The organism is Halococcus hamelinensis 100A6, assembly GCF_000336675.1.
Classification (GTDB): domain Archaea; phylum Halobacteriota; class Halobacteria; order Halobacteriales; family Halococcaceae; genus Halococcus; species Halococcus hamelinensis.
Window position 1 is genome coordinate 104995 of the sequence record NZ_AOMB01000030.1, and the last position, 24750, is coordinate 129744.

Consider the following 24750-nt stretch of genomic DNA (forward strand, 5'->3'; position numbering starts at 1 on the left):
CCGCCCAGCACCGCCACGCGGCCGCACCGCCGCCGGGGCGGCGGCCCGCCCCGTTTCCCGCGGCCACACGTACGAACCTATTTCACCCCGACCGGCGAGAACCGACCAATGTCGCACACCGACGACGTTCTCGCGGGTATCGAACTCACCGACGACGAGTACCGGGTCGTACAGTCGCTGGTTCGGAACAAGTACCGGGCCTACGACTCGACGGGCGACGTGGTCCTCAAGGGCTCACAGAAGATGTTCCGGCTGAAGGAGGAGTTCCCGTTCGTCGGCCCGGACGGCGACCCGGTGTTCACCGTCACGGCGGGCGGCATCCTCGACGTCGCCGGCAACTACACCCTCACCGACGACGTCACCGGCGAACCGGTGGTCGTCCTCGACAGACAGTGGACGATGCTGACCGACAAGTGGACCCTCCGCGACCCGGACGACGAGTCCGTCATCGCGCGGATCGAATCCGGGAGCATGCTCGCGGACCTCCTCAGATACGCCACCGACCTCTTCTCGTTCATCCCCCATTCGTACGAGATCACCGACGCCGGTGGCGGCCACGTGGGGTCGATCGACGGTCGGTTCTCGCTCCGCGACGAGTACACCGTCAGGATCGACGACGCGAGCGACGTTCCGAAGGAGGCCGTGGTCGCGGCCGCGATGGTGATCGACGCCATCGAGGGGAACTGACCGACCGCGAATCCCGCTGGTTTCGCGGTACTTATTCGGGCCAGCGGCGAACCGGGCGTATGAACACCGGCCGCCGTCCGTGGAACGGGTGGGGAACGTCGCGTCACGTTCGATTCGACGAGGGGCGAACGGCGTAACGTGGCGTCCGACATCGACCACGGGGCACGCGCGAAGGAGGTTCTGGGCCGGTCGCGCTGGTGGCAGGTCGTCGCCGCCGCGCTGATGATGGGGCTCATCAGTCCCTACCAGTACGTCTGGTCGTCGATCGAGGGCCCGCTCGCCGCCGACCTCAACGTCCAGCTCTCGGCGCTCGGCGTGGTCTTCACGCTGTTCGTCGCGATCCAGTCGCTCTCGCAGTTCCCGGTGGGGATCTGGCGCGACAACCACGGCCCCCGGACCATCAGCCTCGTCGCGGGCGTGCTCGCCGGCGGGGGCTACCTCGGATTAGCCTACGCGAGCGCGATCTGGCAGGTCTACCTGCTCTACTCGCTCGGCGCGCTCGGGGTCGGTATCGTCTACACGGTGGCGGTGAACACCGCGCTCAAGTGGTTCCCCGACAAGCGTGGGCTCACCACCGGGATCGGCACGATGGCCTTCGCCGCCGGGAGCGCCGCGTTCATCCCCTACGTCCGCGCGAACACGGGTATCGGAGCCTACTCGGAGGTCCTCCGGAACATGGGCCTCCTGATCGGGGTCGGTATCCTCGTCGGCGCGCTCGCGCTCCGCGACCCGCCGGAGGACTGGCTGGTCGACGGGAACGAGGACGATACACGGACCTCCGCCGACGGGGGAGTTTCGAACCCGGACACCCGCCGCCAGTACACCCCGCGCGAGGTGCTCCGGACCTGGCAGTTCTGGGTCCTCTTCGTGACCTTCACGTTCGTCAACGCCGCCGGATTGCTGGTGACCGCGAAGGTGGTCTCGTTCGCCCAGAGCTTCGGCCTCGCCGCCGCGGTCGCCACCACCTCCGCGACGGTGCTCGCCCTGGTCGGCGGCCTGAGTCGGGTCGTCGTCGGCGGGGTTTCGGATCGAGTCTCCCGGAAGTGGGCCATCGTGGTGATGTCGCTGGTCTCGGGGTTCGGGTTGTTCGCGATGGTCTGGCTCGGTCGGCTGGGGTCCGGGGTGGGGTTCATCGCCGCCGTCGTCGTCACCACCTTCTTCTGGAGCCCGCAGTTCACGCTCTATCCCAGTCTCGTCGGCGACTACTACGGCGAAGCCAACTCCTCCAGTAACTACGCGCTGGTCTACATGGGCAAGGTCGGCGGCGGCGTGCTCGGCGGCGCGGTCGCGGGCTGGCTGATCGCGGTCGCGGGCTGGACGCCGACCTTCCTCGCCGGCGGCGTGCTCGCGATCCTCGCCGGCCTCATGTCCATCGCCCTCAGACCGCCCGAATGACCGCTACCAATCGCTACTGCTGGTTCCCTCGTCTCGTCGGCCCGCGTCACCCTTGAGGGAGCCGTCCTCGGGTGGCCGGATCGTCGCTGCGGGTCGACGTCGTGTCGTCGAAGATGCCTCCCACACGGGGTTTCGGCGAGCCTGTATCGGGTGTGGATCCTGTACTGAGTGTGGATCGGTGAGTGCTCGACGTGCGCCCCCATCCGAGGGCTGTTCCGCTTTCGATACGTTGGTTCACTCCGTGTGGGAACCCGAAGCCACCGTCGTGAAGAGCATCTCGGGAGTCGGGGGCGCTCTCGTCGAGTTCGAACCCGGAACCGGGGTGGTTTTCGCGGCGGCCATCGCGCTCGCGGTCGTCCACTTGCTCGCGGGCGGGCTCCGTGCCATCGATCGTGTCCCGCGAAGCGGATGGCTCTCGTTCGGGGGCGGCATCTCGGTCGCGTACGTCTTCGTTCACCTGTTCCCCGAACTCGAAGAACGAGGCGAAATACTCGAAGAGAGCGACGTGTTCGTCGCGGCTTTCTTCGAGCATCACGTCTATCTCGTCGCGCTCGCCGGATTCGCCGTGTTCTACGGTCTCGAACGGCTGGTCACCCGCTCACAACAGGACGACACCTCGTTCGAGATCTCGCTGCCGGATGCTGGGGTCTTCTGGATCCATATCGGTTCGTTCGCGCTCTACAACGGGATCATCGGCTACCTCCTCCACGATCGGGCCGGTCCCACGGCGACCGTGCTGTTCGCCGTCGCCATGGGAGTGCACTTCGTCGTCAACGACTCCAGTCTGCGCGAGGACCACGAACACCGATATCACGACGTCGGTCGGTGGGTGCTCTCGTCCGCGGTCGTCGTCGGGGCGGCCATCGGCGCGTTCTTCGAGGTCGGCGAAGCGCTCGTCGCCGTGTTGGTCGCCTTCCTCGCTGGCGGGATCATTCTCAACGTGATCAAAGAGGAGCTCCCGGAGAACTTCGAGAGCCGATGGTGGGCGTTCGCGGCCGGCGCGGTCGGCTACACTGCCGTCTTGCTTCTCGTCTGAGACGTCGGCCACCGCAACGGACAATGGGGGGGATCCCCCCACATACCAGCGTGCTCGCGGCTCACGACGGACTCGTGCGGGCTCAGTAACCGACGACGGTGCCGTCCTTTCGGGGTTCGGTCGCGCCCGAGAGCACGCCCTCACTGTTCCGCGCGATCTGTGCCCCGCCGAACTGCACGGGTGGAAGCACCCGGACGTCGTGACCCATCCGCGCGAGTTTGGTCGTGAGGTTTCCATCCATCCGTCCCTCGATCGCGAGCGAACCGTCCTCCCGGTAGCGCCATCGTGGCAAGTCGAGCGCGGCCTGGAGCGGGAGGTCGTAGTCCACGACGTTCGAGACCACCTGAACGTGACCCTGGGGCTGCATGAACCCGCCCATCACGCCGAAGGCGGCCCAGTCGTCACGGCTCTCGTCGGGCGCGAAATCCACGAGGCCGGGGATGAGGGTGTGGAACGGTCGCTTGCCCGGTTCGAGGCTGTTCGGGTGGTCGGGGTCGAGCGAGAACGACGCGCCGCGGTTCTGGAGGGCGATCCCGGTGTCGCCGGCGACCAACCCGCTCCCGAAGCCCGCGAAGCGCGAGTTGATGAACGAGACCACGTTGCCCGCGGCGTCGGCGACACACAGGAGGACCGTATCGGCGTCCTCGGCCTGCGAGTCGGGCACCCCGAAGGTCACGTCGCTTGCGGTCGCGTCGATGTCGGCCGCGCGTCGCTCGGCCCAGTCGGTGGATGCGAGCGGCGGCACGTCCTCGTAGGTCGGGTCGGTGATGTAGCGGTGGCCGTCGTGGAACGCGCGTTTCGTGGCCTCCGCGAAGGAGTGGACGCGCTCGGGCGAGTCGAGGGGATGGCTCCCGGCGTCGACCTCGCTCGCGATGTTGAGGGCTTCGAGCGCGACGAGTCCCTGGTTGTTCGGCGGGAGTTCGTAGACCTCGGCCCCGTGATAGCGGGTCGAGACCGGGTCGGGGAAGGTCGGCTCGAAGGCCGCGAGGTCGTCCGTCGTGAGGAATCCACCCTTCGACTGGATCTCGTCGGCGATCGCCTCACCGATCCGGCCCTCGTAGACCACGTCCGCACCCTCGGCGGCGATCGCTTCGAGGCTCTCGCCGAGGCGGGGCAGGCGCATGCGCTCGCCGACCCTCGGCGCGCGCCCGTCGTTCAGGTAGGCTTCGGCGGCGTTGTCGTCGGTGAACAGGGTTTCGGCGGCCTGCCAGCTGTCGGCGATGACCTCCGAGACGGGGTAGCCGTCCATCGCATAGCGGATCGCGGGCTGGAGTGCATCGTTCAGTGAGCCACGGCCGAAGCGCTCGACGGTCGTCTCCCACCCTCGCGCCGTCCCGGGAACGGTGACGGCGTGCGGACCGAGGAACGGCATCCCGCGCTCGCCGCCGCTGTCGACCGCCGCCCCCCGATCGGCGGGATACCAGTCGTCGGCGTCCTCGTGGGTCTCGACCGACTCGCGGACGTTCTCGATCGTCGCCTCGGCGGGCGCGCCGCCACAGGACGACATCGCGCCGACCTCGCCGTCGGCGGTGCGATAGAGCGCGAAGACGTCGCCGCCGAGGCCCGTGCTCGTGGGTTCGACGACGTTGAGCGCCGCGGCGGTGGCGACGGCGGCGTCGAAGGCGTTGCCGCCCTCCCGGAGGCTCTCGACGCCCGCTTCGGCGGCGAGCGGCTGGCTGGTGGCGACGACCCCTTCGGTAGCGTAGACGGTCGAGCGCCGCGAGGTGAATCGGTCCAGGTCGGGTGCTGGCATGCCATCACTCCACCGGCCACCATCGTAAATCCCCTGCCGACCGAGACCCCTCGCCGATGAGGGATCGCTCGTCCGCACGCGACGGTTATCAGCCGCTGATGGAGACCTGGTTGAACTTCTGTTTGTAGTCGCCGGCGACCCCGAACGGCGGGATGTCGACCGCCTCGTACCAGAACCGCGGCGTCGTCTCGTGGTAGACCGGGAGGCTCGCCACCGTCTCCCAGTTCGCCTCCTCCATCGTGACGTAGGCGTCGTTGCGGGCCTGCTGGGCTGCGTCGGTCGGCGCGGGGTTGTTCTGGACCGTCTCCCACGCCGAGATGGCGCGCTGGGCGGTCTCGGTGTCGGTGGGCTGGTTCGAGTACGACTCGGGCGAGGCCGCACTGGTGTCCGAGGTCGCCGGGTTCAGGTGTTTGAGGAAGGCGTCCGGCGCGGCCCACGGCACGATCCACCCGAGGGTGAACGCCTCGACGTTGCCGTTCTGTACCTGTTCGAGCAACGCCGAGAACTGGATCTGCTGGATCGTCATCTCGATGTGGGCGCTCGCGAGCTGGTCGCGGAGGAGCTTCGCGGTCTGGAGCCACGTGTCGGACTGGTAGATCGTGAACCCGAGTTCGAACGGGTCGCTCTGGCTGTAACCCGCCTCCTCCATCATCCGGCGGGCCTCGTCGAGGCGTGTCTCGTTGTAGCCGTAGGGGTACTGCTGTTTCGCGTGGCGCTGGTAGGCCTCCGGCCCGCCGGGGTAGATGCTCGGGACGGTGTAGTGGTACGCCGGCAGCCCACGCCCCTTGAACACCTGGTCGACGATGGTGGACTGGTCGAGGGCGTACGCCATCGCCTTCCGGACGGGCGTCGGCACGTTCGGGACGTTGAAACCGATGTAGTAGACCGACAGCGACGGCACTTCGAGGTAGTTCACGGTCGCGCCGTTCCTGAGCGGGCCGTAGGTGCCGTGGCGTCGGCCCTGGTCGTCGGTGCGTTCGATCGTGGCCTTCTCCTGTTGGTACTGGGCGGTCGGGATGTTGAAGACGTCCGCGTTCCGGCCGACCACGTAGTTGTAGATCGAACTCGAGTCCTCGATTATCTGCCAGTTGACCCCCGAGACCTGTGGGACCTCGCCGTGGTAGTTCTCGAACCGCTCGACGTCGACCGCGGTGCCGGCATCCATGCCCGCGAACCGGAACGGCCCCGCGCCGACGGGGTCGTTCGCGAACGCGCCCTGTTCCATCTCGCCGTCGTAGCCCTCGATGTCGCCGACGATCCCCTCGGGGACCGCCGCGAACTGGTTGTTCGAGAGCACCTGGAGCGCGGCGTGGAACGGCTGTTCGATCTCGAACCGGAAGGTGTAGTCGTCGACCGCCTCGGTGGCGAGCGTTCCGGGTCTGTAGGCGTCGTCGCCGTCGGTCTCGTGGGCGACCCCGACCGAATCGAGGATGTCCGCGACCGCCTGGGAGTTCGGCGACGCCGCGAGGCGCTCGTAGCTGTAGACGAAGTCGTTCGCGGTGACTTCGTCGCCGTTGTGGAACTTCACTCCCTCCTTCAGCGAGAAGGTGTAGGTCGTGTAGTCGTCGGAGACCTCGTAATCGGCTGCGATGAGGTTCGTGACCGGTATCTCGCCGTTCGGATAGGTCATCAGCCCGTCGAAGACCTGCGTGGTCACCGCGCCCGAGGCCGTATCGGACGCCGCGATCGGGTCGAACGACGAGACGCTGGCGCTGACGAGGTCGAGCCGACCGCGCTCGTTCGACCCGCCGCTCGCGCCGGCGGTGGCGTTCCCGCCGCTGGCGTTGCCGGCGGTTCCGTTGGGACTACCACCACTGCCGTTACTCGACCCGTTCGAGCCGCCGTCGCTTCCCCCGCCGGAACAGCCCGCGAGCGCGGCCGCGCCCGCCGCCCCCGTCGCCAGAAGGAATCGTCGCCTCGTCGGCCGTTCACTGCTGTCGTTTGTCACGGTATTCGTTATCGCGGAGACGCCCCACAAACCTCTTTCGATAAATTACGTAGCACGACGTATTCGAAAGGAGTAGCGGGGTGTGAGGCGTCGTCCACCGGTTCCATCGGGCAACGGCGACTTTCGCCAGCGTGAAAGATATTTTCCTTCATCGAAAATCGTTGGGGGTGGATGGAAACCATTATCAGGTTCACGGGCCAACCTACCGGTGATAGGAACATGGCACGGCTACAGCTCAAGAACCTTCACGCGAAGGTCGCGGAGGGCGGGGAGAAGATCCTCGACGGCGTCGACCTCGAAGTGTCGTCGGGCGAGATCCACGCACTGATGGGGCCCAACGGCTCGGGGAAGTCCACGACCGCGAAGGTCATCGCGGGCCACCCGGCCTACGAGGTCACCGAGGGCGAGGTGCTGGTCCACCTCGACGAGGACGAGTTCGAGGGGATGACGATCCCCGAGGAGAAACGGATCTGGAACCTCCTCGACCTCGAACCCAACGAACGCGCAGCGGTCGGGGTCTTCCTCGGCTTCCAGTATCCCGTCGAGATCGAGGGGGTCACGATGGTGAACTTCCTCCGGACGGCGCTGAACGCCAAGCTCGAAGAGCGCGACGACCTCTTCGAGGAGGGCGAGGAGGCCGAGACGGAGGAAGAAGCGGAGGACTCGGGCTACGACACCTCACCGATGGAGGGGAACGCCGACGAAGGCGACGTCGGCGTCGCGGAGTTCCAGGAGCTGATGGCCGAGAAGATGGACCAGCTCGACATGGACACCACGTTCGCCCAGCGCTACCTCAACGCGGGCTTCTCCGGCGGGGAGAAAAAGCAAAACGAGGTGCTCCAGGCCGCGATCCTGGAGCCGTCGATCGCCGTGCTCGACGAGATCGACTCGGGGCTCGACATCGACCGGCTGCAGGACGTCTCGAAGGGGATCAACGCGCTCCGCGACGAGCAGGGCGCGGGCATCCTCCAGATCACCCACTACCAGCGGATCCTCGACTACGTCGAGCCCGACCACGTCCACGTCATGCTCGACGGGAAGATCGCCACCAGCGGCGGGCCCGAGCTCGCCGAACGCCTCGAGAACGAGGGTTACGACTGGGTCCGCGAAGAGGCATACGAGACAGCCTGATAAGGCTACGACCACTACCCAATAACGAAACAAACCATGAGTTCAGACCAAGACCACCTGCGCGAGACCGACTCCGAGAAGCGCTTCGAGTTCAAGAAGGACGAGGCCTCCGCGTTCAGAACCGAGAAAGGCGCACTCGACGAGGAGACCATCCGGGTCATCTCCGAGGACAAGGACGAGCCCGAGTGGATGCTCGAGCGCCGCCTCCGCGCGCTCCGCCAGTTCCACGCGATGCCGATGCCGACCGACTGGCCGGGCCAGCCCGACCTCTCGGAGGTCGACATCGAGGAGATCGTCCCCTACATCCGACCGGACGTCGACGTCCGCGGCGGCGTCGACGACTGGAACGACCTCCCCGAGGACATCAAGGACACCTTCGACCAGCTGGGGATCCCCGAGGCCGAGAAGAACGCGCTCTCGGGCGTCGGTGCCCAGTACGAGTCGGAGGTCGTCTACCAGAACATGCAGGAGCGCTGGGAGGAGAAGGGCGTCATCTTCTGCAACATGGACGAGGCGGTCCAGGAACACCCCGAGCTCGTCAAGGAACACTTCATGACGGAGAACGTCCCGCCGTCGGACAACAAGTTCGCGGCGCTCCACGGCGCGATCTGGTCCGGTGGGAGCTTCGTCTACATCCCCGAAGGTGTCACCGTCGAGATGCCCGTCCAGGCCTACTTCCGCATGAACTCGGAGGGGATGGGCCAGTTCGAGCACACCCTCATCATCGCCGAGGAGGGCTCGGAGGTCCACTACATCGAGGGCTGTTCGGCCCCGCAGTACTCGACGTTCAACCTCCACTCCGGCGGCGTCGAGGTCTTCGTCGGCGAGGACGCCCACGTCCAGTATTCGACCGTCCAGAACTGGTCGAAGAACACCTACAACCTCAACACCAAGCGCGCGATCTGTGAGGCCAACGGCACGATGGAGTGGGTCTCGGGCTCGATGGGCTCGAAGGCCACGATGCTCTACCCCTCGACCATCCTGAAAGGCCGCGGCGCGACCGACAACCACATCACGATCGCCTTCGCGGGCGAGGGCCAGAACATCGACACCGGCGCGAAGGTCTACCACAACGCGCCACGGACCAAGTCCACGATCGAATCGAAGTCGATCTCGAAGGACGGCGGCCGGACCAACTACCGTGGCCTGGTCCACATCTCGGACGGCGCGGAGCACTCCTCGACCTCCGTCGAGTGTGACGCGCTGATGTTCGACAACGAGTCGACCTCCGATACGATGCCGTACATGGAGATCGAGGAGTCGAAAGTCGACGTCGCCCACGAGGCGACGGTCGGGAAGATCGGCGACGAGGACGTCTTCTACCTCCAGTCGCGCGGGCTGGACGACGACGACGCCAAACAGATGATCGTCGCCGGCTTCATCGAACCGATCACCGAAGAGCTCCCGATCGAGTACGCGGTCGAGCTCAACCGACTGATCGAACTCGAGATGGAGGGGAGCCTCGGGTAACTCCCGGTCTCGCGACACATGAGTACACAGCTACACGCAAACCTCACCGAGGAGCAGGTACGGGAGATATCGAACCGACTCGACGAGCCCGAGTGGCTGCTACAGCAGCGCCTCGACGCGCTCGGCGCGCTCTCGGAGCTCGACATGCCGGACGTGATCCGGACGCCGGGTCGTAACTGGACCAACCTCTACGACCTCGACTTCGAGTCGCTGGTCGACCCGCTGAACGCGGCCGAGGAGAAGGACCAGGTGGGCCCCGACGAGGTCGAGGTCATGTCGATCGCCGAGGCGCTCGACGACCACGAGGAGCTCGTTCGCGAGCACTTCGGCAGCGTCATCGACCCCCAGGAGAACTACCTCACGGCGCTCCAGACCGCGCTGTTCTCGACCGGAACGGTGGTCGTCGTCCCCGACGGCGTCGACGCCGAGGACATCACGGTGCGGACCCGGATGAACTCCCGGTCGCTGTTCAACTACACCCTCGTCGTTACTGGAAAATCGAGTTCGGCGACGATCCTCGAACGCCAGACGACCGGTGACGAGGTGGACGGCGAGCGCTACTACTCCGGGCTGGTGGAGATCGCGGCGGGCGAGAACTCCAACGTCCAGTACGGCTCGCTCCAGAACCTCGACGAGACGAGCTACGACTACACACTGAAACGGGGTCACGCGGACACCAACGCCACGCTCAACTGGATCGAGGGCAACGTCGGCTCGCGGCTCACGAAGTCCTCGGTCGAGACGCGACTGCTGGGGGAGGGCTCCGAGACCCACATCGTGGGTGCGTTCTTCGGCCACAACGACCAGCACTTCGACGTCGCCTCGCGGGTGTGGCACGAGGCCGAACACACGACCGCCGACCTCGTGACCCGCGGCGTGCTCGACGACCGCGCCCGGTCGGTCTACGAGGGCGTCCAGGACGTCGGCCGGGACGCGTGGAACACGAGTTCCTACCAGCGCGAGAACACCCTGATGCTGAGCGACGAATCGGAGGCCGACGCCTCGCCGAAGCTCATCATCAACAACCACGACACCGAGGCCTCCCACGCCGCGTCGGTGGGGCAGGTCGACGAACTCGACCTGTTCTACATGACCTCGCGCGGGGTCTCGCCGCGGACGGCACGGAACATGCTCGTGGAGGGCTTCTTCGTGCCGGTGCTCGAGGAGATAGCGGTCGAGGAGTTCCGCGACGACCTCTCGGAGCTCGTGGCGGCACGCCTTCGGGAGTAATCGCTTAAGTCCCTGGGGTCCGGAATCGTGCTATGACCGCTTCGGAGGCATCGATTTTCGCGCGCGTTTCGACCGGGTGGTCGGGATGAGCGTCAGCCAACCGGTGGCCTCGGACCACCAGCTCGCACGCCTGCTCCAGATCGCGATGGTGCTGGAGGAGGTCGTGGAGGCACGCGCCAACCAGCACCACCAGTCGTTCGAGGCGGACCTCGACCCCGAGGTCGAGGCGCTGCTCGACCACGCCGCCGCGGAGTCCGCGGACCACCGCGACCGGCTCTCGGCGCTCATCGACGAGCTCGACGCCGAGCAGATCCCGTTCGACCAGATCTCGCCGCTGGTGGCCCAGCACTACGACCACGACCGCGACACCGACGGTGTCCTCTACGACCAGCTCGCGAACGAGGAGACCGCGTACAAGTTCTACGACGACCTCATCGGCGCGATCGAGTCGAGCGAGGCCACGTTCAGCATCGAGCACGACCGACTGGTCGAAACGCTCGCGGGGATCCGCGCCGAGGAGGCCGACGGCGCGGAGAACGTCACGAAACTCATGGAGGCACGCGAATGACGACGTCACAGCACGCACGTAGCTCCGAGATGGGGGATCGATGAACAGCGCAGCGACGTTCCGACCGGCTCACGGCGGCCGCAGGGGGCGGTCGCCGTGAACACCGCCGAACAGTACCTCAAGGCGATCTACCTCGTCCAGCAGGTCGAGAACGGGCCGGCGTCTACCGGTCGGCTGGCCGACTCGCTCGGCGTGAGCCCCGCGAGCGCCAACGAGATGATCGGCAAGCTCGAAGCCCGCGGGCTCGCCGACCACGAGAAGTACAAGGGCGTGACGCTCACCGACGAGGGCATCGAGCGGGCGCGCGACTCGCTCCAGACCTACTGCATCATCGAGCGCTTTCTGGTCTCGGTGCTCGGCGTCGAGGACTACCGAACAGAGGCCAGTCAGCTCGAGAGCGTGATCGACGAGACGGTGGCCGAACGCCTCGACACCATCATCGACCGCGAGTGCGAGTGTCCCGACTGCTTCGCCCCCGACGAGGACGTGTGTGAACTCCTCGACGCCGAACCCAGCGCGGCGGACTGACTTCTCGAAGCGTTCAAGTACGCATCGAGGATAATCGAGATCGAAGTCCCGTGGTGGTGAGCAAATCCGATGGATTTGCGAGGTACACGGGACGAGCGAACGAAGTGAGCGCAGTCCCGTGGTGTAGTGGCCAATCATAACGGCCTTTGGAGCCGTTGACGGCAGTTCGAATCTGCCCGGGACTATCAACTCACTGTCATTAATCCACTTTCGTAGCGATGGGACCGCCGTGGGGGTTGCGTGATGGCGGTCGTCGGGGGTTCACCCCTGGGGACGTGCCCTCGATGTGGGGCTCTCGGCGGTATCGCACTACTCGAAGGGAGCCGTCAGTGTCCCGACTGTGGAAACGTCTGGCGTGACGGCCCGCGCCACGGGGGTCGGCAGTGAGTTCCACTATCCCAGCACCATCGGCGTCTATTTCGCACGTCGACGAGCCCCAGATTCCTGATTACGGTCACCGGACGCCGTGCTCGTGCGGGGCGCTCTCGGTCCGCTGTTACCGGTGTTCGGAGTGTGGTCGCGACCTCGCCGCCGAGGGTGAGCGCAGTAGCCAGCGGACGGGAGGTACGCGATGAGTTCTGAGAATCCACAACACCAAGACAGCGGTGCGTTGGACGTCGAGAGTGGGCAAATCACCTGCGGTAGCAAAGCCCGTCGGAAGCTCTACGAGCTCGAAGGTGTCGACGACCGGGTGACGTTCGTCGGTGACGCTCTCGACGCCGGTCGGCAAGCCGAGGAGAACGAATACCCGCGCGGAGAGTCCGACGACGAGAGCACGGTCGACGTGCCGCGCGGTGAGGTCGACGAGGAAGTCAAGGAGATCGTCGAGCGCGCCCAGGAGGACGGTTCCGATGAGTGAGCGCGAACTCGCGGACCGGGTTTCCGACCTCGAACGCGACGTCTACGGGTACGACACCACCACCTCGCCAGGGAAAGCAGTAGCCGCGAACATCAAGCGTGTGGTCGTGTTCCTCGATGGCGTCGTCGACGAAGACGAGGGCGAAGATGCACCGCGAGGCGTTGCTCTCGAAGACGTCTACGCGGTCGCCGAAGTCCTCAACATCGATCGAGAACTCGCCGAACAGGCCCATGCTCGGCTCCGGCGGATCGGTGAGGTCTACGAGCCCGCTGACGGGAGGACGTGCCCGACATGAGCGAGTCTCCTGCTGCTGTCGAAGAGATGACTCGCGAAGACCTGGAGGACGAGGTCGAGGCCCTCCGAGAGCACACTCGACGGCTCGACGACCGGATCGGCGAGCTCGACCGGAAGAACGCGCTCGTCATCGCGAGTGTTCGGGCTCTCGTTTCGAGTGCCGATGTCGAAGTTGGCGAGGACGATGACCCACTCGTTGCGATGCGAGAGGCGGCTACCCAGGTCAACGATGATTTCGAGGACGTTCAGACAGCGGTGTCGGCGCACGGTGAGCAGCTGAGCGCGATCGCCGACGTCGGCGGTAAGAAGACCTCGAAGGACGAGAAGATCACCGCGATCGCGACGTTCGCGATGCGAAAGAGTGACTCCAACTCCTCGAAGGTGCTCGTCGACGCCGGCGAGATACAGGGCTGTGTCGACTGCTCGCGACGCTACGCCTACGACCTCATCGACGACCTCGCTGAGGACGACCGTGCGGAGTGGGCGTCGCTCCAGAAGGCCGAGAGCGTCCCGACCCACAAAGGACACCGCGAGAAAAAGAAGGCGCTCCGGGTCGACGTCGACGTTCTCCGGGAGAGTTCACAGGACCAGGGGGTTGTGAACAAGTTCACCACACGATCCCCCACAGGAGGGGTCTAAGATGGACCACTATCAGAGAGGTATCCCACCTCCCCTGATCTCCTACGAATCTTAGCTTGTGCTGTGTAGTGTAAGTTAAGGTTCATTACCTGTGGGTGAACTCCCTGTGTGCCGCTATGCGCTTGTCGCATCGCGGTTCACAGACCCCGATTCGTGTGGTGAACCAGTTCACAAGGCTGGCTCATGACACGTCTCCCTGAAATAATCTCGAAATCGCGGCACGACTCCCGAAATGCACGACATCACAACTCACGGCGCGGCGAACCGAACAGGCTTCTACACGTACCTCCTCGCGAAGGGCGGTTCGTGGAAACCGAAGCAGAACACCGAGGATCCCGACCGCATCGAACAAAACGGTCGACGCGCGTCCGGCAAACTCAGCGGTGCCTACCGCGACTCCTACGGATTCGAGGGCGTCCTCATCGACGCGAACTTCGACGGCGGTCTCGACTGCATCACGATCGACGGCACCGACTACACTCCGAAGGAACTCAAGCGAACACTCCCGCTTGATCTCTCCTCGAGCTCGAACGGAAGCGGCGGAACCTCCGGACACGGTGGGAGGTCGGGAACGATTTCGAACCCACCGAGTCGCGGTGACGGCTCCTCGTCGGGTGACTGGGGTGGCACCCCACTCTCACGACGGCGCGAGCTCGCCGGGAACTCGCACGGCCAGAGCACGGTCGAGCTCGCGACGCAAGGCGTGGTCGGCCAGTACAACGAGTTCCTCGAAGAGATGCCGTTCCCGGTCGAACGCGATGCAAGCCTCATCGTCTCGAACGGAGTCTACAACACCGGCGCGGTCCAGGGGACGATCCTCACCTGGGGAGGGAGCCCATCGATCCGCGTGATCGGCAACCCCGAGGATCCCTACGCGGTCGTGATGAAGGGTAACCACAACTTCGTCGACCTCGCGAAGGCCGAGCACTTCATGTGCCGCGGCATGACCTGGGGACGAACGCAGTTCGCAGGCTGTGCGAACCCCTACATGCGGGACATGGTGTTCACCGACCGCTGGGGGAAAGAGCAGTCCTCGATCGGTGGCAAGCCGGCCCGAGGTCGGTTCATCAATTGTGACATCGGTCACAGGAACGCTCCCGACGAGTACGCCGCCTACTACTACGGCGGCGGTGCCGTCCACTTCGACCGCGGCAACACCTTCCGCGCCACTGGTCCGGCCTACATCGGTGTGAACAACACCGTGAAGCTCTACATCGACGGCTCGAATCACTGGGCCTCGGGCGACAAGGAGATCGTCGAGAACTCGGGGATTCGACCCTCGGACCTCCACGGCGGAATGAACATCATCGACGCCGGGGTTAGAGTCGCGTGAACCACCAGACGCTCTTGCGTCGCGCGGGTGGCGCGTTCATCTCGATCGCGCTGGTCAGTGGGGTCTACACGCTGGTCGAGGCGTTCGTCGGCCCGACCGCCGCCGCGATCGCCGCGGTGTTCGTCGTCGGGTTCGCGCTCTACGCCGCCGGCCAGCCGGCCGGGACCGCTCTCGGTGCCGACAACCTGGAGGACCAGTATGACTGACGCGCTCGTGTGCAACCGCTGTGGCGAGGCCGTCCCTCGCGAAGAGTGGAAGCGCAACCTCAACGGCACGATCGAATTCAACTTCCTCGAGGCGGGGACGATGGGGGAGTACGAGCGCGGCCCGAAAACAGCGCATCTGTGTGGTGAGTGCGCGGGTGACTTCGCCGACGAATGTGACATCGAGATCCCGGATAAATGGACTCGTGGGCTCGAAGACGACCAGGAGGGTGACGGTGCCTAACTGCAACAACTGCGAGTCGTTCGTCACCGAGGGCTACGTCCGCGTGTTCGCGCCGAGTCACCTTGATACGGTCCGCGTCTGCCCTCAGTATCCGGACATGGTCCGCGAGGGCGGCGAGGTCCGTGAAGCCCGCTCACCGCGACACCAGGTCGGTGATGACTCGTGAGCAAGACCTGCACCATCTGCGGAAAACCGCTGTCCGCGAACGCGCTCTCGGGACCGGCTCACGGTCGCAAGCACCGCAACGAGTTCGAGCGGAAGGTGGGCCGAGAACCCGAGGACTACAACGAGGTCCGCGCGTTCTTCAGCGGCGAACTCACCATCGGGTACCCGACCGAACAGGCTCAACTGGGGTGCTTCGCATGAGCACCGACTACCCCACTACCGATACCGAGTCCCTCGAGGGCGACCACGTCGCGATCTGCCCGATCTGCGGAACCAGCGCGACCGGTGACACCCACCAGGCGATGTACGAGGCTACCGCCAGGCACAACAAGGAGCGCCACGCCGGCGAGCGCATCGCCCGTCCGGTGAAGCCCTCGCGAAAGCACATCCGGGCGTTCCTGAATAGCATGACTCGGCAGTACGGCAGTGACGTCGCTCGCGAGCTCCGCCGAAAGATGGCTGACGTCGAACCGTGGGGTGCTCTCGATGGTTGAGTGCTATATGAACTTCTACACCATGTGCATTCAGCGATGACCGACGCTCCATCAAAATATGAGCGTTTTAGTCCCGCTACGAAGCGGACTTATGATGCACTTAGTTCTGCAGATACACCATTATCACGGGCAACTCTCCAAAGACGGACTCATCATGCTGAAAGTACTGTTCTTGAATCTCTATCTGTTCTTCGAGAAGCAAACCTAGTTAGTCAGGTTTCAAGGTGGCCTGTCCCGAAGTACGAGATCGTCAGTCAGTAGCACTCCATCACCTCTCGCTTATCTACCAGATTTCGATACTGGGAAGAGCTAGTTATTAGTAGCTGCTATAGTCTCCACATCATACTCCTCTGCAAAATCCATGTTTGAGTACCACGTGTCGAAGTTGTCTTCAAGACTTCTAGAATCCTCATCTCTCAGTTCGTACATCATAGACAAGTTCGAGTCTAGTGAGTTGAACGAGGTGCCTACTGACAATCCACCTTCTGGCGACAGAACAAATCGATCATGGATAGGTGTTGAGTGGTTGCCGGGGACCCATCTTATCGCCAGACTGATTTCTTTCTCCTTGGCTTTAGATACACACTCTTCAAAGCCGGCTCGAGTCGAATCCATATATTTCGGTTTATGTCCGATTAAGATCCAGAACTCTGCATCAGGGCTGGCTTGCTCAACAAAGCTTGAGAGGTCGTCAGGTTGCAGGTATGGGTCCATAATCTTCACTGTAGAGGTGAATCGGCTATATAATTCATCTATTACCTCTTCATAGTCATCATCTGATTCAATAACCCACGTATTTGTGGCAATGGTTGGTCCAAAATTCGTTATTCTTTCTTGCCAAATTGGGGGCCCCACTTTGTGGTCAGATTCCTCAAATATTCTTGTAGGGACCGGTATTTCAGGTTCTGAATCCGTACCCTTCCCTCCTATATTCATGTTAAGGCCAACTCCTCTCACGAGTGGAACAGATGCTTTGTCCAGTGTGAGGCCCCCCTTCTTTACAAGGCAGAACTGTTCCGAGCCTCCTGGAGCAGAGTATTCGGGAACCGGATACCGAACAGTCTCTGTTCCATCATCTACTGCTATAACCGAATTCAAATTTCGACCTCTCGCTAATTCTGCAGCTTCACTATCCGAAATGGCATTCCCAGAACTGACGTCAACAACACTCTCATAGAGAAGGTCGCCGTATTCCTCAGTCCGAATGACTATCTCTATATCCTCTTTTTTCACTTGTTGGAGATCCACTACCCAACTATCAGCTAGATCAAGCAGGGGTTCTTCCTGAGGGATAGAAGGATCGTCATGAAGCTGCTCAATAATCCCATCTTCGGACGACTCTTGAAGATAAACAGTCGCTCGGGGGTCTTCTATCACAATTAGTTGGTTCCCAATCCTTTCCGGATGAACATCAAGTCTAAGACCATACTGGTCAGAGAGAACTTTTATCAATTCAGAGAAATTTTCTGAGTCCCATTGGTTGCCACTCAGACCCTTGGGCCAGTGCTCAAAGCACAATGCAGGAAATTTGGACCCCCATTCACTCATTTCTTCCGACGAACGTCTGGTAACACGTACATCCGTAGTGATTGTGTCACTACCTGATTCAATATGGGGAGGTTCTATCCTCAATTTTGTAGTCCTCCCTAATTCGTCCGGGATGTATTCTAAGAGGTCATCTCTTTCATAGCGAGTGACTACCACTCGCACACCATCGCCTGCATCAAGTTCTCGTTCTTCCAAGTCGCTCGTAGTCACATAAGAAAACACGTTGAGATGCTCACGTCCCATATCCTTCCATACGCTAAGCTCAGAGATCTCGCTCAACGTAGGATGGACCTCGTTGAGTAATCTTTCCGCATTGGATTTCATATTAGAACATACCGAGAGATATTCATAATCTTTTGGCCCCTCCTTACGCAATCCTATAAGGTGAGCCACCTCCCGAACAGTGGTAGCTCCTTATCCTTTGATGTAGCTTCCAGCCTTATTAACGAGTAATTCCCGCCCAGCTGTCGGTCGGGGATGTCCGTTCGACAGCACTCGCTATTCTCTATGAGCCGAACACAAGACTCCGAACAACTGAGCGGCGCGTATCGTTGGGAACCAGAGTTCGACCACGAAACCACGTTCGTCGACGAGAACTGGGACTACCAGCCCGACGACGAACGACTCACCGACGACGACACCCAGAACACCTACACCCCACCCGAACGCGAGTTCGACCAGGACATCCGCGACGGCTCCCTCTTCAAACAGGAGGTCCAGCAGGACGCCGAGATCTGCTCGTCCTGCTTCCTCCCGAACTACGACGTCATCATTCCCCACTCCCCGCGCCCGTCGGTCGACAAGGGGCTCGTCCGGTACTACATCCCGATCGAGAGCACCACCCACTCCGAGAACGGTGCAGCACCGCTCTGCCGAGGCCCACCGAGAGCGTGCCAGTGTGGCCGTATCGGTCCGGCTCGGATCCGCCCACTGGACAAACCCCACGTCGCCGAGTTTGCCCGGAACCTCTCACGTACCCTCACCCGGAAGCAGCGCGATCGAGAGCGCCGCGCTAACGAGGCCGAGGAGTTCGGTGCTCGAGGCAAGGCCCGGAAGCTCCGCGCTGAGGCCACCCGCTTCGAGCACGACCCGCTGCTCCTCGCGTTCCGAGCGCTGCTCCTGAAATCGAAGCACCCGATGAGCGACGACTCGAACCTTGCCACCGCGCTCGACGACGCCCGATTCTCGACGGCCTACTCATGGAGTGACTTACTCCGCGTCGACGGCCAGCAGCGGCGCGCGCTCCCCGCGCCAGCAGGAGATTGATCGATGCTTCATGATACTCACACCCCTGATAGGACTGCAATGGATGGCGAGTAGTGACCCTTCAGACACCGACCCAGTCGAGGCCGTCCGCGAGACAGTCCCGTGGACCAAGCAACTCCGTAAAGTCGTCCTCCTTCTCCTCGGGAGTGCGGCCTTCGGGATCTTCCTCTACATGATGTACCTCAAAACTCAGGGGGCACGGATCCCCTACGAGGACATCTTCATCGTGCTCGGCGTCTCCGGCGCGCTGCTTGGGGTCAACTTCGGGCTCGACCTCTTCGCCGGTCTCACCTCCGAGTACGTCAACGTCAACATCGGCCCCAACACCGATACCGACTCCGACGACCGCGACCGGGGGCGCTAACGTGACCCTCTCCGTCGAGCCGGAGTTCCTCTTGCTCGTCGCGAGTGGGCTGTGGGTGCTGTGCGGTCTCGTCTCCGGCCTCCTCGCCCCGCCGCTCATCCGCCTCGAAGCCGCGTTGCTGTTCGTGCTTCTCGGTGTGATCGGTGGGGGTGCTGGCCTCGCGATTATCCTTCCGTCAGAGGACTCGGGCCTGTTGCTCGTCACCGCCATCTTCGGCTTCGGCCTCCTGCCGTTGCTCGCGACGACCTACCTCATGCTCGTCTTCCCGTCGCGCCTCCAGCGCCGACGGATCGCCAACCAACAGCAGTGATCTAACCCACTATGAAACAGAAACAGTTCGACCGACTCGTACAGCTCGTGATCGCGCTCGTCGTGCTCGTCGGCCTCGGTTGGCTTGTCGCACGCGGCGACATCGCCGGTGAGTCCGCACTGACGTTCGTGGGGATCATCCTTGCCGCATTCGGCTTCGAGGCCGGGCGGCGGGTGCAGTATCGCCGCGAGTGACCGGACCGATCGACACCTGCGAGCGCTGTCATCGAAACTATCTCGTCGCCTATCTCAACGACGACGGGATCTGCTGGCGGTGTGCGGACGAACTCCGCAGCCGCGATCGCGACTAACCACGTGGCCCGCTCGGCCAGGCCGACGCTTCCGGGTTCGACGCTCCGGGGCGGGCACTGAACCACGACATGACAGACGAAGACTTCGACATCTGCGGGAGCACCAACACCTCGACTGGTGAGCCCTGCCAGCGCCCCGCAGGCTGGGGGACCGACCGCGACTACGGACCATGCACCCAGCATCCGCGCGAAGGTCGCCCCTCGAAGTTTACAGACAGCCGCAAGGACCAGGCGATCCAGCGAGCCCGGATAGGGGCCACACTCGAGGGCTGTGCTCGGGCCGCCGGGATCTCCTATCGCACCCTTCGAAACTGGCTCGATCGAGGTGAGGAAAGTGGCGAAGATGGCGACCCGTACTTTCAGTTTTTTCAGGCGTTCAATCGCGCGCGCGGTAGTGGCGAGGGGGACCTCCTGGAGCGCGTCAAAGAACAGAAACCCGAGTTCATCCTGGAGCGCTCGTACGACTACACCAAGACCGAGGAACACGACGTCAACCTCGACGGTGACCTCGAGCACTCCTTCGACGCTACCGAAGGTGTGACGGCTGAGTTCGTGACCTTCGAGAACGAGGACGAAGACGACGATGAGTAGCGCACCGGCCCCCTCCCGTGAACCACTCCTCCCGAAACCTCGCTTCTCGATCTACGACAAACAGCAGGAAGTACTCGAATCGGACGCACGCCATCGGGTTCTCCGGTGGGGCCGACGAGCCGGTAAGAACATCGTCGCCGTCATCGACCTCGAGGAGCGTGGTCGTCACCCCTGGACCTACGAGTGGGGTTCCGACGATCCGGCGAATACGGTCATCTGGTGGGTCGGGCCGTCGTACAATCAGGCGAAGAAATACGGCTTCCAGCCCCTCAAATCGGCGCTCCCCGATAGCTGGATCGAGCGCGTCTCGAATACCGAACCGTTCGAAATCAAACTCACGAACGGCGTTCTCTACGAGTTCCGAACGTTCGACTACCCTGACACGCTTCAGGGTGCGGGCGTCGACCACATCGTCATCGACGAGGGCGACTACATGCCTGACTCGCTGTGGTACAACGACCTCGACCCGATGCTGATGGACTCGATGGGCTCGATGATGGCGATCTCGAAGCCTATCCGACCCCGATCGTGGTTCAACACCTTCTACGAATACGGCCAGTCCGCCGACTACCCGGACTACTTCTCCTCGCACGCCACGAGCTCCGATAACCCGTTCATCGCCGAGAACCCCGAGGACAAGCGCGGTACGGTCCCCAACCACGTCTTCCGGCGTGAGTATCTGGCGCAGCTTCCGGACGACGGCGGCCAGGTGTTCAAGAAACTCGGCGACCGGCTGTTCACAGAGAGCTATCCGCTCAAGGGTGAGGTCGTCGAGGGGATCGGTGAGGTCTCGCGACCGGCTGCCGACTGCACCCCGCCGTTCTCGGTTGGCGTCGACTTCGCTCGCCATCGCGACTACCGCGTGACCACCGCTCTCGATGCCGAGGGCTACGTGGTCTACTTCTCTCGCGACCAGAACGAGGGCTGGGACACCATCCAATCGGACATCGAGGCCGTCCACGCCAGCTATCCAGGGATCGTCGTCCCGGACGCCTCGCGGGACAACAAGATCATCCCCGACCTCGCGATGGAGGGCGTCACGCTGGAGCCGACGTCGTTCTCGCCGAAGACGAAGAAAGAGCTCATCGAGAACCTGATCACGCTGATCGAGACCGGCGAGATCACGGCCTCAAGCACGTCGGCGCTCGACCAGCTCCGCCTTGAACTCCGTCGGATGGAAAAAGAGGTCACGAACAACAGCTACACGCGGTACAACGCGCCGGACAACGGGCACGACGACTGTGTCGACTCGCTCGCACTGGCGGCGTCGAAGCTCGACGACATCCAACTCGCCGCCCGGCGTGGGTGGAACGAACCCGACGCCGCTGAGGACGACGATGGAGGAATCAGCTATGCCTAAAGATACTGACAACGACGACGAGGAGAGCCGCGAAAAGTACGGTATTCAGGGCGGCAAGGAGTTTGTCGACGAGCTCAACGACGACCAGGAGGACGACGACGATGAGTAGCAGCGACTCGGGCTCACAGTTCGACATGGTCGTCAAGACCGAGCTCGGGAACTCCGCCGCGCTCGAAAAGGCCGAGACGTCGACCCAACTCGACGAACGTAACGTCGGCGTCCAGATCGGGGGCGGTATCGATCCGCCGTACGACCCCAGCGTGCTCGCCGCGTTCTCGGAGATCAACGGCACCCATGCCCGTGCCGTCGCGATCAAGGCGAAGTGGGAGGTCGGGTTCGGCTTTAACATCGTCCCGCACCCCCGCGCTGACGACCCTGATCCCGATGGTGACCAGCGAAAGCGCGTCGATGACTTCTGGCACGGCCGCGATTCGACCTGGAAGATTGGACCAGAAGGCACTGCCGCCGCGACGCCTGACGAGGTCCTCGCGATGGGGCGGCGTGACTTCCACTCTCCGGGCTGGGGCTCGATCGAGATCCTCGCTAACGGAGCCGGTGAACTCACTGGCCTCGCTCACGTCCCATCAACCACAACTCGGGTTCGGAAGTCAACCTCCAACGACGGAAAGGAGACGGTCGCCGGGACGGGGTACGTCCAGGTCCGCGGTCGGAACAAACGCTACTTCGGCGAGGCGGGTGCTCGCCATGCTGATAGTGAGGGGGGCGACGGACCGACGTTCGTCGACGCCGATACCGGGAAGACGTACAACCGGGGGTCGAGCGTTCCCAACGACGTCGCGAACGAACTCCTGTTCTTCGTCAACCCCTCGCCGCTCTCGCTCTACTACGGGATCCCTGAGTGGGTGGCCGAGATGCAGACGATGGTCGCCGAGCAGGCGGCGAAGGAGTACAACCGCGACATCTTCGAGCACAAGGCGATCCCCTACCTCGCGGTGATCGTCAAGAACGGCAAACTCTCCGAAAAGTCTCGGAGCGAACTTCGCTCGGTCATCCACGGTTTGAAAGGCGAGAGCCACCGAACGGTGATCCTCGAACCCAAGAAGATCCTCGATGCCGCCGAGAACCCATTGCAAAACAAGGACGGCAGCGAGCCGGAGATCGAACTCCAGCCGCTCGGCCTCACCGAGAACGAGGACATGGCGTTCACCGAGTTCCGCGAGTTCAACGAGCACGACATCGCGAAGGTCCACGGCGTGCCGCCCCAGCTCATCAACCGACTCGGCGACTCCAATCGGGCGAACATCAAGGAGTCCATCCGGACGTTCGCGAATCAGGAGGTCGCCCCTGAGCAGTCACGGTTCGCCGAGCGCCTCTACCGCGTACTCCACGTCGACTACCTCGACGCTCCCGACTGGACGATCGAGTTCGAGCTCCGCGGTGCCGACACTCGACAGCAGGACGCCGAGATCGCGGCGACGAAGCTCAAGAACGCAAAGGAGATCGTGAAGGTCAACGAGGGCCGCGAGATGCTTGGCCTCGACCCGCTTGAGGATCCGATGGGTGAGTGGATGATCGCCGAAGTCGGCGGCATGGGGACCGGCGGCTCGGTCGATCAGGCCATCCAGGACCGCATCGACGAGGGCATGGGTGACACTGAGTCAACGCTCTCGGATAGGTTCGAGCGCCAGTACCTCATGAACCAGGGCGCGAACGCCGACTGATGAGCGCCAGTCCCACCCGGCGTACGCTCGCGAAAGAGGCCGCGGGCTTCCCGCCGGAAGTCGAGCGTGCGCTCCGTGGGTTCTTCGACGACTACACCGACGCGCTCGATCCCATCCAGGGCGACCTCGTCGACGCTCTCGAGGACGGCGACATTGACCCGACCACGATGCGCTCGCTCGACGTCGAGGTCCGCTCAGTGTTCGGCCAGTACACCAACGACATCGAGGTCGTCTACACCAACGGCACCGAGAACGGAGCACACGCCGGGCGGCAGGCGGCCGCGCGGCGCTACCCGATCGACGTCTCGTTCGATGTGGTTCCGCAGAACGTCCTCGATGAGTTCTCGACTTGGTCGTCGGAGATGACCGACCAGGTGATGGAGACGATGACCTCTGATGTGACGAACCTCGTCCGCGGCGCGCACAAAGAGGGGCTGACGATCGACGAGATCACCGAGCAGGTCGACGACGTCTTCGAGAACGACCTGAAGGACTGGCAAGCCGAACGAACCGCGCGGACGGCGACCATCTCCTCGAGCAACGCCGGCCAGCACTCGGCCTATCAGGACGCCAGTTCGGTTGTCGGCACCGAGTGGGTGGCGACCGGCGACGGCCGGACACGCGCCGCACACTCGGCCGCAAATGGGCAGGTCGTCGGCACTGGCGGGACGTTCATCGTCGGTGGTGAAAACCTCCGCTACCCTGGCGACCCGTCCGGGAGCGCGGGGAACGTCATCCACTGTCGGTGTACGACGATTCCATGCTTCACCGACGCGTTCAACCAGTCGGAGCTGGCGACGCTCCAGGCGGGCGGCCGTATTGCTGCATGATGCTCAGGCTAAATTCTCTTTGAAAATAGGCAATCGGTGGGAAACTTTTCCATGTAAGAGGTGGCAGTCCGTATCATGGCGTTCACAATCCAGGAATTCGTCGTCGGCACAGGCGGGCTTCTATCTCGCATAGAGCTTTTCGCTGGAGGGTTGTACGTCTCATTGCTGATGTTTCACTTTTTCGTGATTCTTCTAATGAGCGCGAGAGCAGGAGAAGTCGCTCTCCCTCAGTCAACCGAGATAGTGTATCTCCCCATTATCGCAGTAACATTCATCCTCTCTTGCTGGCTGGGCTTCTCGACTGGCGGATTACTTGCCGCATTAGGTGTAGGAGTGGCTCCAGTTCTTGAGCTGATGACTATCGGGTTGCTGCTGAATGCAGCGGACCTTAACGACCCAGACATTGCTCTCTGGTACCTTGCACTCACATTCCTCGCTGGTGGACTCCTGATAGCGCTTATCGGATTTGTGGTTGGAACTGGCATCCAAATTCTTGGAACTCTCTGAATTTC

29 protein-coding genes and 1 tRNA gene are annotated in these 24750 nt (G+C 63.1%); 27 read left to right on the forward strand and 3 right to left on the reverse strand.

Features of this window, described 5'->3' with window-relative positions; all coding sequences use genetic code 11:
- The first annotated feature begins 108 nt into the window (after positions 1 to 108).
- The 3 genes from C447_RS09700 (at position 109) to C447_RS09710 (ending at position 3118) form a co-directional block, all read left to right on the forward strand.
- Complete coding sequence (locus C447_RS09700) at positions 109 to 687, forward strand: LURP-one-related/scramblase family protein (RefSeq protein ID WP_007693347.1); 579 nt, start codon at positions 109 to 111, stop codon at positions 685 to 687.
- A 138-nt stretch (positions 688 to 825) separates the two neighbouring features.
- On the forward strand, positions 826 to 2082 hold the full coding sequence (locus tag C447_RS09705; RefSeq protein ID WP_007693350.1) for an OFA family MFS transporter: 1257 nt from the start codon (positions 826 to 828) through the stop codon (positions 2080 to 2082).
- A 241-nt stretch (positions 2083 to 2323) separates the two neighbouring features.
- Positions 2324 to 3118, forward strand: coding sequence for a ZIP family metal transporter (locus C447_RS09710; protein ID WP_007693352.1), 795 nt, complete (start codon positions 2324 to 2326; stop codon positions 3116 to 3118).
- Positions 3119 to 3200: 82 nt separating this feature from the next.
- Here C447_RS09710 and C447_RS09715 read toward each other — a convergent pair whose 3' ends face one another.
- Positions 3201 to 4871, reverse strand: coding sequence for a gamma-glutamyltransferase family protein (locus tag C447_RS09715; RefSeq protein ID WP_007693354.1), 1671 nt, complete (start codon positions 4869 to 4871; stop codon positions 3201 to 3203).
- Between the two features lie 88 nt (positions 4872 to 4959).
- Complete coding sequence (locus tag C447_RS09720; RefSeq protein WP_007693355.1) at positions 4960 to 6819, reverse strand: ABC transporter substrate-binding protein; 1860 nt, start codon at positions 6817 to 6819, stop codon at positions 4960 to 4962.
- 219 nt (positions 6820 to 7038) lie between these two features.
- Here C447_RS09720 and C447_RS09725 point away from each other — a divergent pair, with 219 nt between their 5' ends.
- From C447_RS09725 to C447_RS09790, 15 genes are all read left to right on the forward strand, one after another.
- Complete coding sequence (locus C447_RS09725) at positions 7039 to 7950, forward strand: ABC transporter ATP-binding protein (RefSeq protein ID WP_007693357.1); 912 nt, start codon at positions 7039 to 7041, stop codon at positions 7948 to 7950.
- A gap of 36 nt (positions 7951 to 7986) precedes the next feature.
- Positions 7987 to 9420 carry a Fe-S cluster assembly protein SufB gene (sufB, locus tag C447_RS09730; protein WP_007693358.1) on the forward strand — a complete coding sequence of 478 codons (1434 nt, stop codon included), beginning with the start codon at positions 7987 to 7989 and terminating at the stop codon, positions 9418 to 9420.
- An 18-nt stretch (positions 9421 to 9438) separates the two neighbouring features.
- The gene (gene sufD, locus C447_RS09735; RefSeq protein ID WP_007693359.1) at positions 9439 to 10650 is read left to right on the forward strand and encodes a Fe-S cluster assembly protein SufD; all 1212 of its coding nucleotides are present in this window, start codon (positions 9439 to 9441) and stop codon (positions 10648 to 10650) included.
- 85 nt (positions 10651 to 10735) lie between these two features.
- Entirely contained in the window at positions 10736 to 11218 is a 483-nt protein-coding gene (locus C447_RS09740) for a ferritin-like domain-containing protein (RefSeq protein WP_029601846.1), read from the forward strand.
- A gap of 96 nt (positions 11219 to 11314) precedes the next feature.
- The gene (locus C447_RS09745; RefSeq protein WP_007693361.1) at positions 11315 to 11746 is read left to right on the forward strand and encodes a metal-dependent transcriptional regulator; all 432 of its coding nucleotides are present in this window, start codon (positions 11315 to 11317) and stop codon (positions 11744 to 11746) included.
- Positions 11747 to 11858: 112 nt separating this feature from the next.
- A tRNA-Gln gene (locus C447_RS09750) sits at positions 11859 to 11931 on the forward strand.
- Between the two features lie 386 nt (positions 11932 to 12317).
- Complete coding sequence (locus C447_RS09755) at positions 12318 to 12605, forward strand: hypothetical protein (RefSeq protein ID WP_237713365.1); 288 nt, start codon at positions 12318 to 12320, stop codon at positions 12603 to 12605.
- On the forward strand, positions 12598 to 12900 hold the full coding sequence (locus tag C447_RS09760; protein ID WP_007693363.1) for a hypothetical protein: 303 nt from the start codon (positions 12598 to 12600) through the stop codon (positions 12898 to 12900). The genes C447_RS09755 and C447_RS09760 overlap by 8 nt, the downstream gene beginning before the upstream one ends.
- Positions 12897 to 13538 (forward strand): hypothetical protein, encoded by a 642-nt coding sequence (locus tag C447_RS09765; protein WP_237713366.1) that lies wholly within the window; start codon positions 12897 to 12899, stop codon positions 13536 to 13538. The genes C447_RS09760 and C447_RS09765 overlap by 4 nt, the downstream gene beginning before the upstream one ends.
- A gap of 232 nt (positions 13539 to 13770) precedes the next feature.
- Positions 13771 to 14871 carry a hypothetical protein gene (locus C447_RS09770; protein ID WP_007693365.1) on the forward strand — a complete coding sequence of 367 codons (1101 nt, stop codon included), beginning with the start codon at positions 13771 to 13773 and terminating at the stop codon, positions 14869 to 14871.
- Positions 14868 to 15077, forward strand: coding sequence for a hypothetical protein (locus C447_RS09775; RefSeq protein ID WP_007693367.1), 210 nt, complete (start codon positions 14868 to 14870; stop codon positions 15075 to 15077). Before C447_RS09770 ends, C447_RS09775 begins: the two co-directional genes overlap by 4 nt.
- Positions 15070 to 15318 carry a hypothetical protein gene (locus tag C447_RS09780; protein WP_007693369.1) on the forward strand — a complete coding sequence of 83 codons (249 nt, stop codon included), beginning with the start codon at positions 15070 to 15072 and terminating at the stop codon, positions 15316 to 15318. Before C447_RS09775 ends, C447_RS09780 begins: the two co-directional genes overlap by 8 nt.
- Complete coding sequence (locus C447_RS18185) at positions 15311 to 15484, forward strand: DUF7563 family protein (protein ID WP_010612184.1); 174 nt, start codon at positions 15311 to 15313, stop codon at positions 15482 to 15484. The genes C447_RS09780 and C447_RS18185 overlap by 8 nt, the downstream gene beginning before the upstream one ends.
- Positions 15481 to 15684, forward strand: coding sequence for a hypothetical protein (locus C447_RS09785; RefSeq protein WP_007693371.1), 204 nt, complete (start codon positions 15481 to 15483; stop codon positions 15682 to 15684). The genes C447_RS18185 and C447_RS09785 overlap by 4 nt, the downstream gene beginning before the upstream one ends.
- Positions 15681 to 15977 (forward strand): hypothetical protein, encoded by a 297-nt coding sequence (locus C447_RS09790; RefSeq protein ID WP_237713367.1) that lies wholly within the window; start codon positions 15681 to 15683, stop codon positions 15975 to 15977. Before C447_RS09785 ends, C447_RS09790 begins: the two co-directional genes overlap by 4 nt.
- 309 nt (positions 15978 to 16286) lie before the next feature.
- Here the strand turns inward: C447_RS09790 and C447_RS17655 are convergent, their stop codons facing one another.
- Positions 16287 to 17849: a hypothetical protein gene (locus C447_RS17655; protein ID WP_152416142.1), complete on the reverse strand. Its 1563-nt coding sequence runs from the start codon at positions 17847 to 17849 to the stop codon at positions 16287 to 16289.
- Between the two features lie 183 nt (positions 17850 to 18032).
- Between C447_RS17655 and C447_RS09795 the strand changes: the two genes are divergently transcribed.
- The 9 genes from C447_RS09795 to C447_RS09835 all read left to right on the forward strand — a co-directional run bounded on the left by C447_RS09795 (position 18033) and on the right by C447_RS09835 (position 24745).
- The gene (locus tag C447_RS09795; RefSeq protein ID WP_007693374.1) at positions 18033 to 18791 is read left to right on the forward strand and encodes a hypothetical protein; all 759 of its coding nucleotides are present in this window, start codon (positions 18033 to 18035) and stop codon (positions 18789 to 18791) included.
- Positions 18792 to 18834: 43 nt separating this feature from the next.
- Positions 18835 to 19155: a hypothetical protein gene (locus C447_RS09800; RefSeq protein WP_007693376.1), complete on the forward strand. Its 321-nt coding sequence runs from the start codon at positions 18835 to 18837 to the stop codon at positions 19153 to 19155.
- A gap of 1 nt (position 19156) precedes the next feature.
- Complete coding sequence (locus C447_RS09805) at positions 19157 to 19465, forward strand: hypothetical protein (RefSeq protein ID WP_007693378.1); 309 nt, start codon at positions 19157 to 19159, stop codon at positions 19463 to 19465.
- A gap of 11 nt (positions 19466 to 19476) precedes the next feature.
- Complete coding sequence (locus C447_RS09810) at positions 19477 to 19659, forward strand: hypothetical protein (RefSeq protein WP_007693380.1); 183 nt, start codon at positions 19477 to 19479, stop codon at positions 19657 to 19659.
- 185 nt (positions 19660 to 19844) lie between these two features.
- The gene (locus C447_RS09815) at positions 19845 to 20366 is read left to right on the forward strand and encodes a helix-turn-helix domain-containing protein (RefSeq protein ID WP_007693381.1); all 522 of its coding nucleotides are present in this window, start codon (positions 19845 to 19847) and stop codon (positions 20364 to 20366) included.
- Entirely contained in the window at positions 20359 to 21726 is a 1368-nt protein-coding gene (locus tag C447_RS09820; RefSeq protein ID WP_007693383.1) for a hypothetical protein, read from the forward strand. The genes C447_RS09815 and C447_RS09820 overlap by 8 nt, the downstream gene beginning before the upstream one ends.
- Before the next feature lie 101 nt (positions 21727 to 21827).
- A complete protein-coding gene (locus tag C447_RS09825; protein ID WP_007693386.1) occupies positions 21828 to 23408 on the forward strand; it encodes a phage portal protein in 1581 nt (526 codons plus the stop codon).
- Positions 23408 to 24238, forward strand: a complete 831-nt coding sequence (locus C447_RS09830) for a phage head morphogenesis protein (RefSeq protein WP_007693388.1) — start codon at positions 23408 to 23410, stop codon at positions 24236 to 24238. Before C447_RS09825 ends, C447_RS09830 begins: the two co-directional genes overlap by 1 nt.
- A 75-nt stretch (positions 24239 to 24313) precedes the next feature.
- On the forward strand, positions 24314 to 24745 hold the full coding sequence (locus tag C447_RS09835; RefSeq protein WP_007693390.1) for a hypothetical protein: 432 nt from the start codon (positions 24314 to 24316) through the stop codon (positions 24743 to 24745).
- Positions 24746 to 24750: the final 5 nt, after the last annotated feature.

Coding starts and splice junctions, on each gene's coding strand:
- C447_RS09700 (WP_007693347.1), top strand. CDS start 109: ATGTCGCACACCGACGACGTTCTCGCGGGTATCGAACTCACCGACGAC.
- C447_RS09715 (WP_007693354.1), bottom strand. CDS start 4,871: ATGCCAGCACCCGACCTGGACCGATTCACCTCGCGGCGCTCGACCGTC.
- C447_RS09725 (WP_007693357.1), top strand. CDS start 7,039: ATGGCACGGCTACAGCTCAAGAACCTTCACGCGAAGGTCGCGGAGGGC.
- sufB (WP_007693358.1), top strand. CDS start 7,987: ATGAGTTCAGACCAAGACCACCTGCGCGAGACCGACTCCGAGAAGCGC.
- sufD (WP_007693359.1), top strand. CDS start 9,439: ATGAGTACACAGCTACACGCAAACCTCACCGAGGAGCAGGTACGGGAG.
- C447_RS09740 (WP_029601846.1), top strand. CDS start 10,736: ATGAGCGTCAGCCAACCGGTGGCCTCGGACCACCAGCTCGCACGCCTG.
- C447_RS09755 (WP_237713365.1), top strand. CDS start 12,318: ATGAGTTCTGAGAATCCACAACACCAAGACAGCGGTGCGTTGGACGTC.
- C447_RS09760 (WP_007693363.1), top strand. CDS start 12,598: ATGAGTGAGCGCGAACTCGCGGACCGGGTTTCCGACCTCGAACGCGAC.
- C447_RS09765 (WP_237713366.1), top strand. CDS start 12,897: ATGAGCGAGTCTCCTGCTGCTGTCGAAGAGATGACTCGCGAAGACCTG.
- C447_RS09770 (WP_007693365.1), top strand. CDS start 13,771: ATGCACGACATCACAACTCACGGCGCGGCGAACCGAACAGGCTTCTAC.
- C447_RS09780 (WP_007693369.1), top strand. CDS start 15,070: ATGACTGACGCGCTCGTGTGCAACCGCTGTGGCGAGGCCGTCCCTCGC.
- C447_RS09790 (WP_237713367.1), top strand. CDS start 15,681: ATGAGCACCGACTACCCCACTACCGATACCGAGTCCCTCGAGGGCGAC.
- C447_RS17655 (WP_152416142.1), bottom strand. CDS start 17,849: ATGAAATCCAATGCGGAAAGATTACTCAACGAGGTCCATCCTACGTTG.
- C447_RS09795 (WP_007693374.1), top strand. CDS start 18,033: ATGAGCCGAACACAAGACTCCGAACAACTGAGCGGCGCGTATCGTTGG.
- C447_RS09800 (WP_007693376.1), top strand. CDS start 18,835: ATGGCGAGTAGTGACCCTTCAGACACCGACCCAGTCGAGGCCGTCCGC.
- C447_RS09810 (WP_007693380.1), top strand. CDS start 19,477: ATGAAACAGAAACAGTTCGACCGACTCGTACAGCTCGTGATCGCGCTC.
- C447_RS09815 (WP_007693381.1), top strand. CDS start 19,845: ATGACAGACGAAGACTTCGACATCTGCGGGAGCACCAACACCTCGACT.
- C447_RS09820 (WP_007693383.1), top strand. CDS start 20,359: ATGAGTAGCGCACCGGCCCCCTCCCGTGAACCACTCCTCCCGAAACCT.
- C447_RS09825 (WP_007693386.1), top strand. CDS start 21,828: ATGAGTAGCAGCGACTCGGGCTCACAGTTCGACATGGTCGTCAAGACC.
- C447_RS09830 (WP_007693388.1), top strand. CDS start 23,408: ATGAGCGCCAGTCCCACCCGGCGTACGCTCGCGAAAGAGGCCGCGGGC.
- C447_RS09835 (WP_007693390.1), top strand. CDS start 24,314: ATGGCGTTCACAATCCAGGAATTCGTCGTCGGCACAGGCGGGCTTCTA.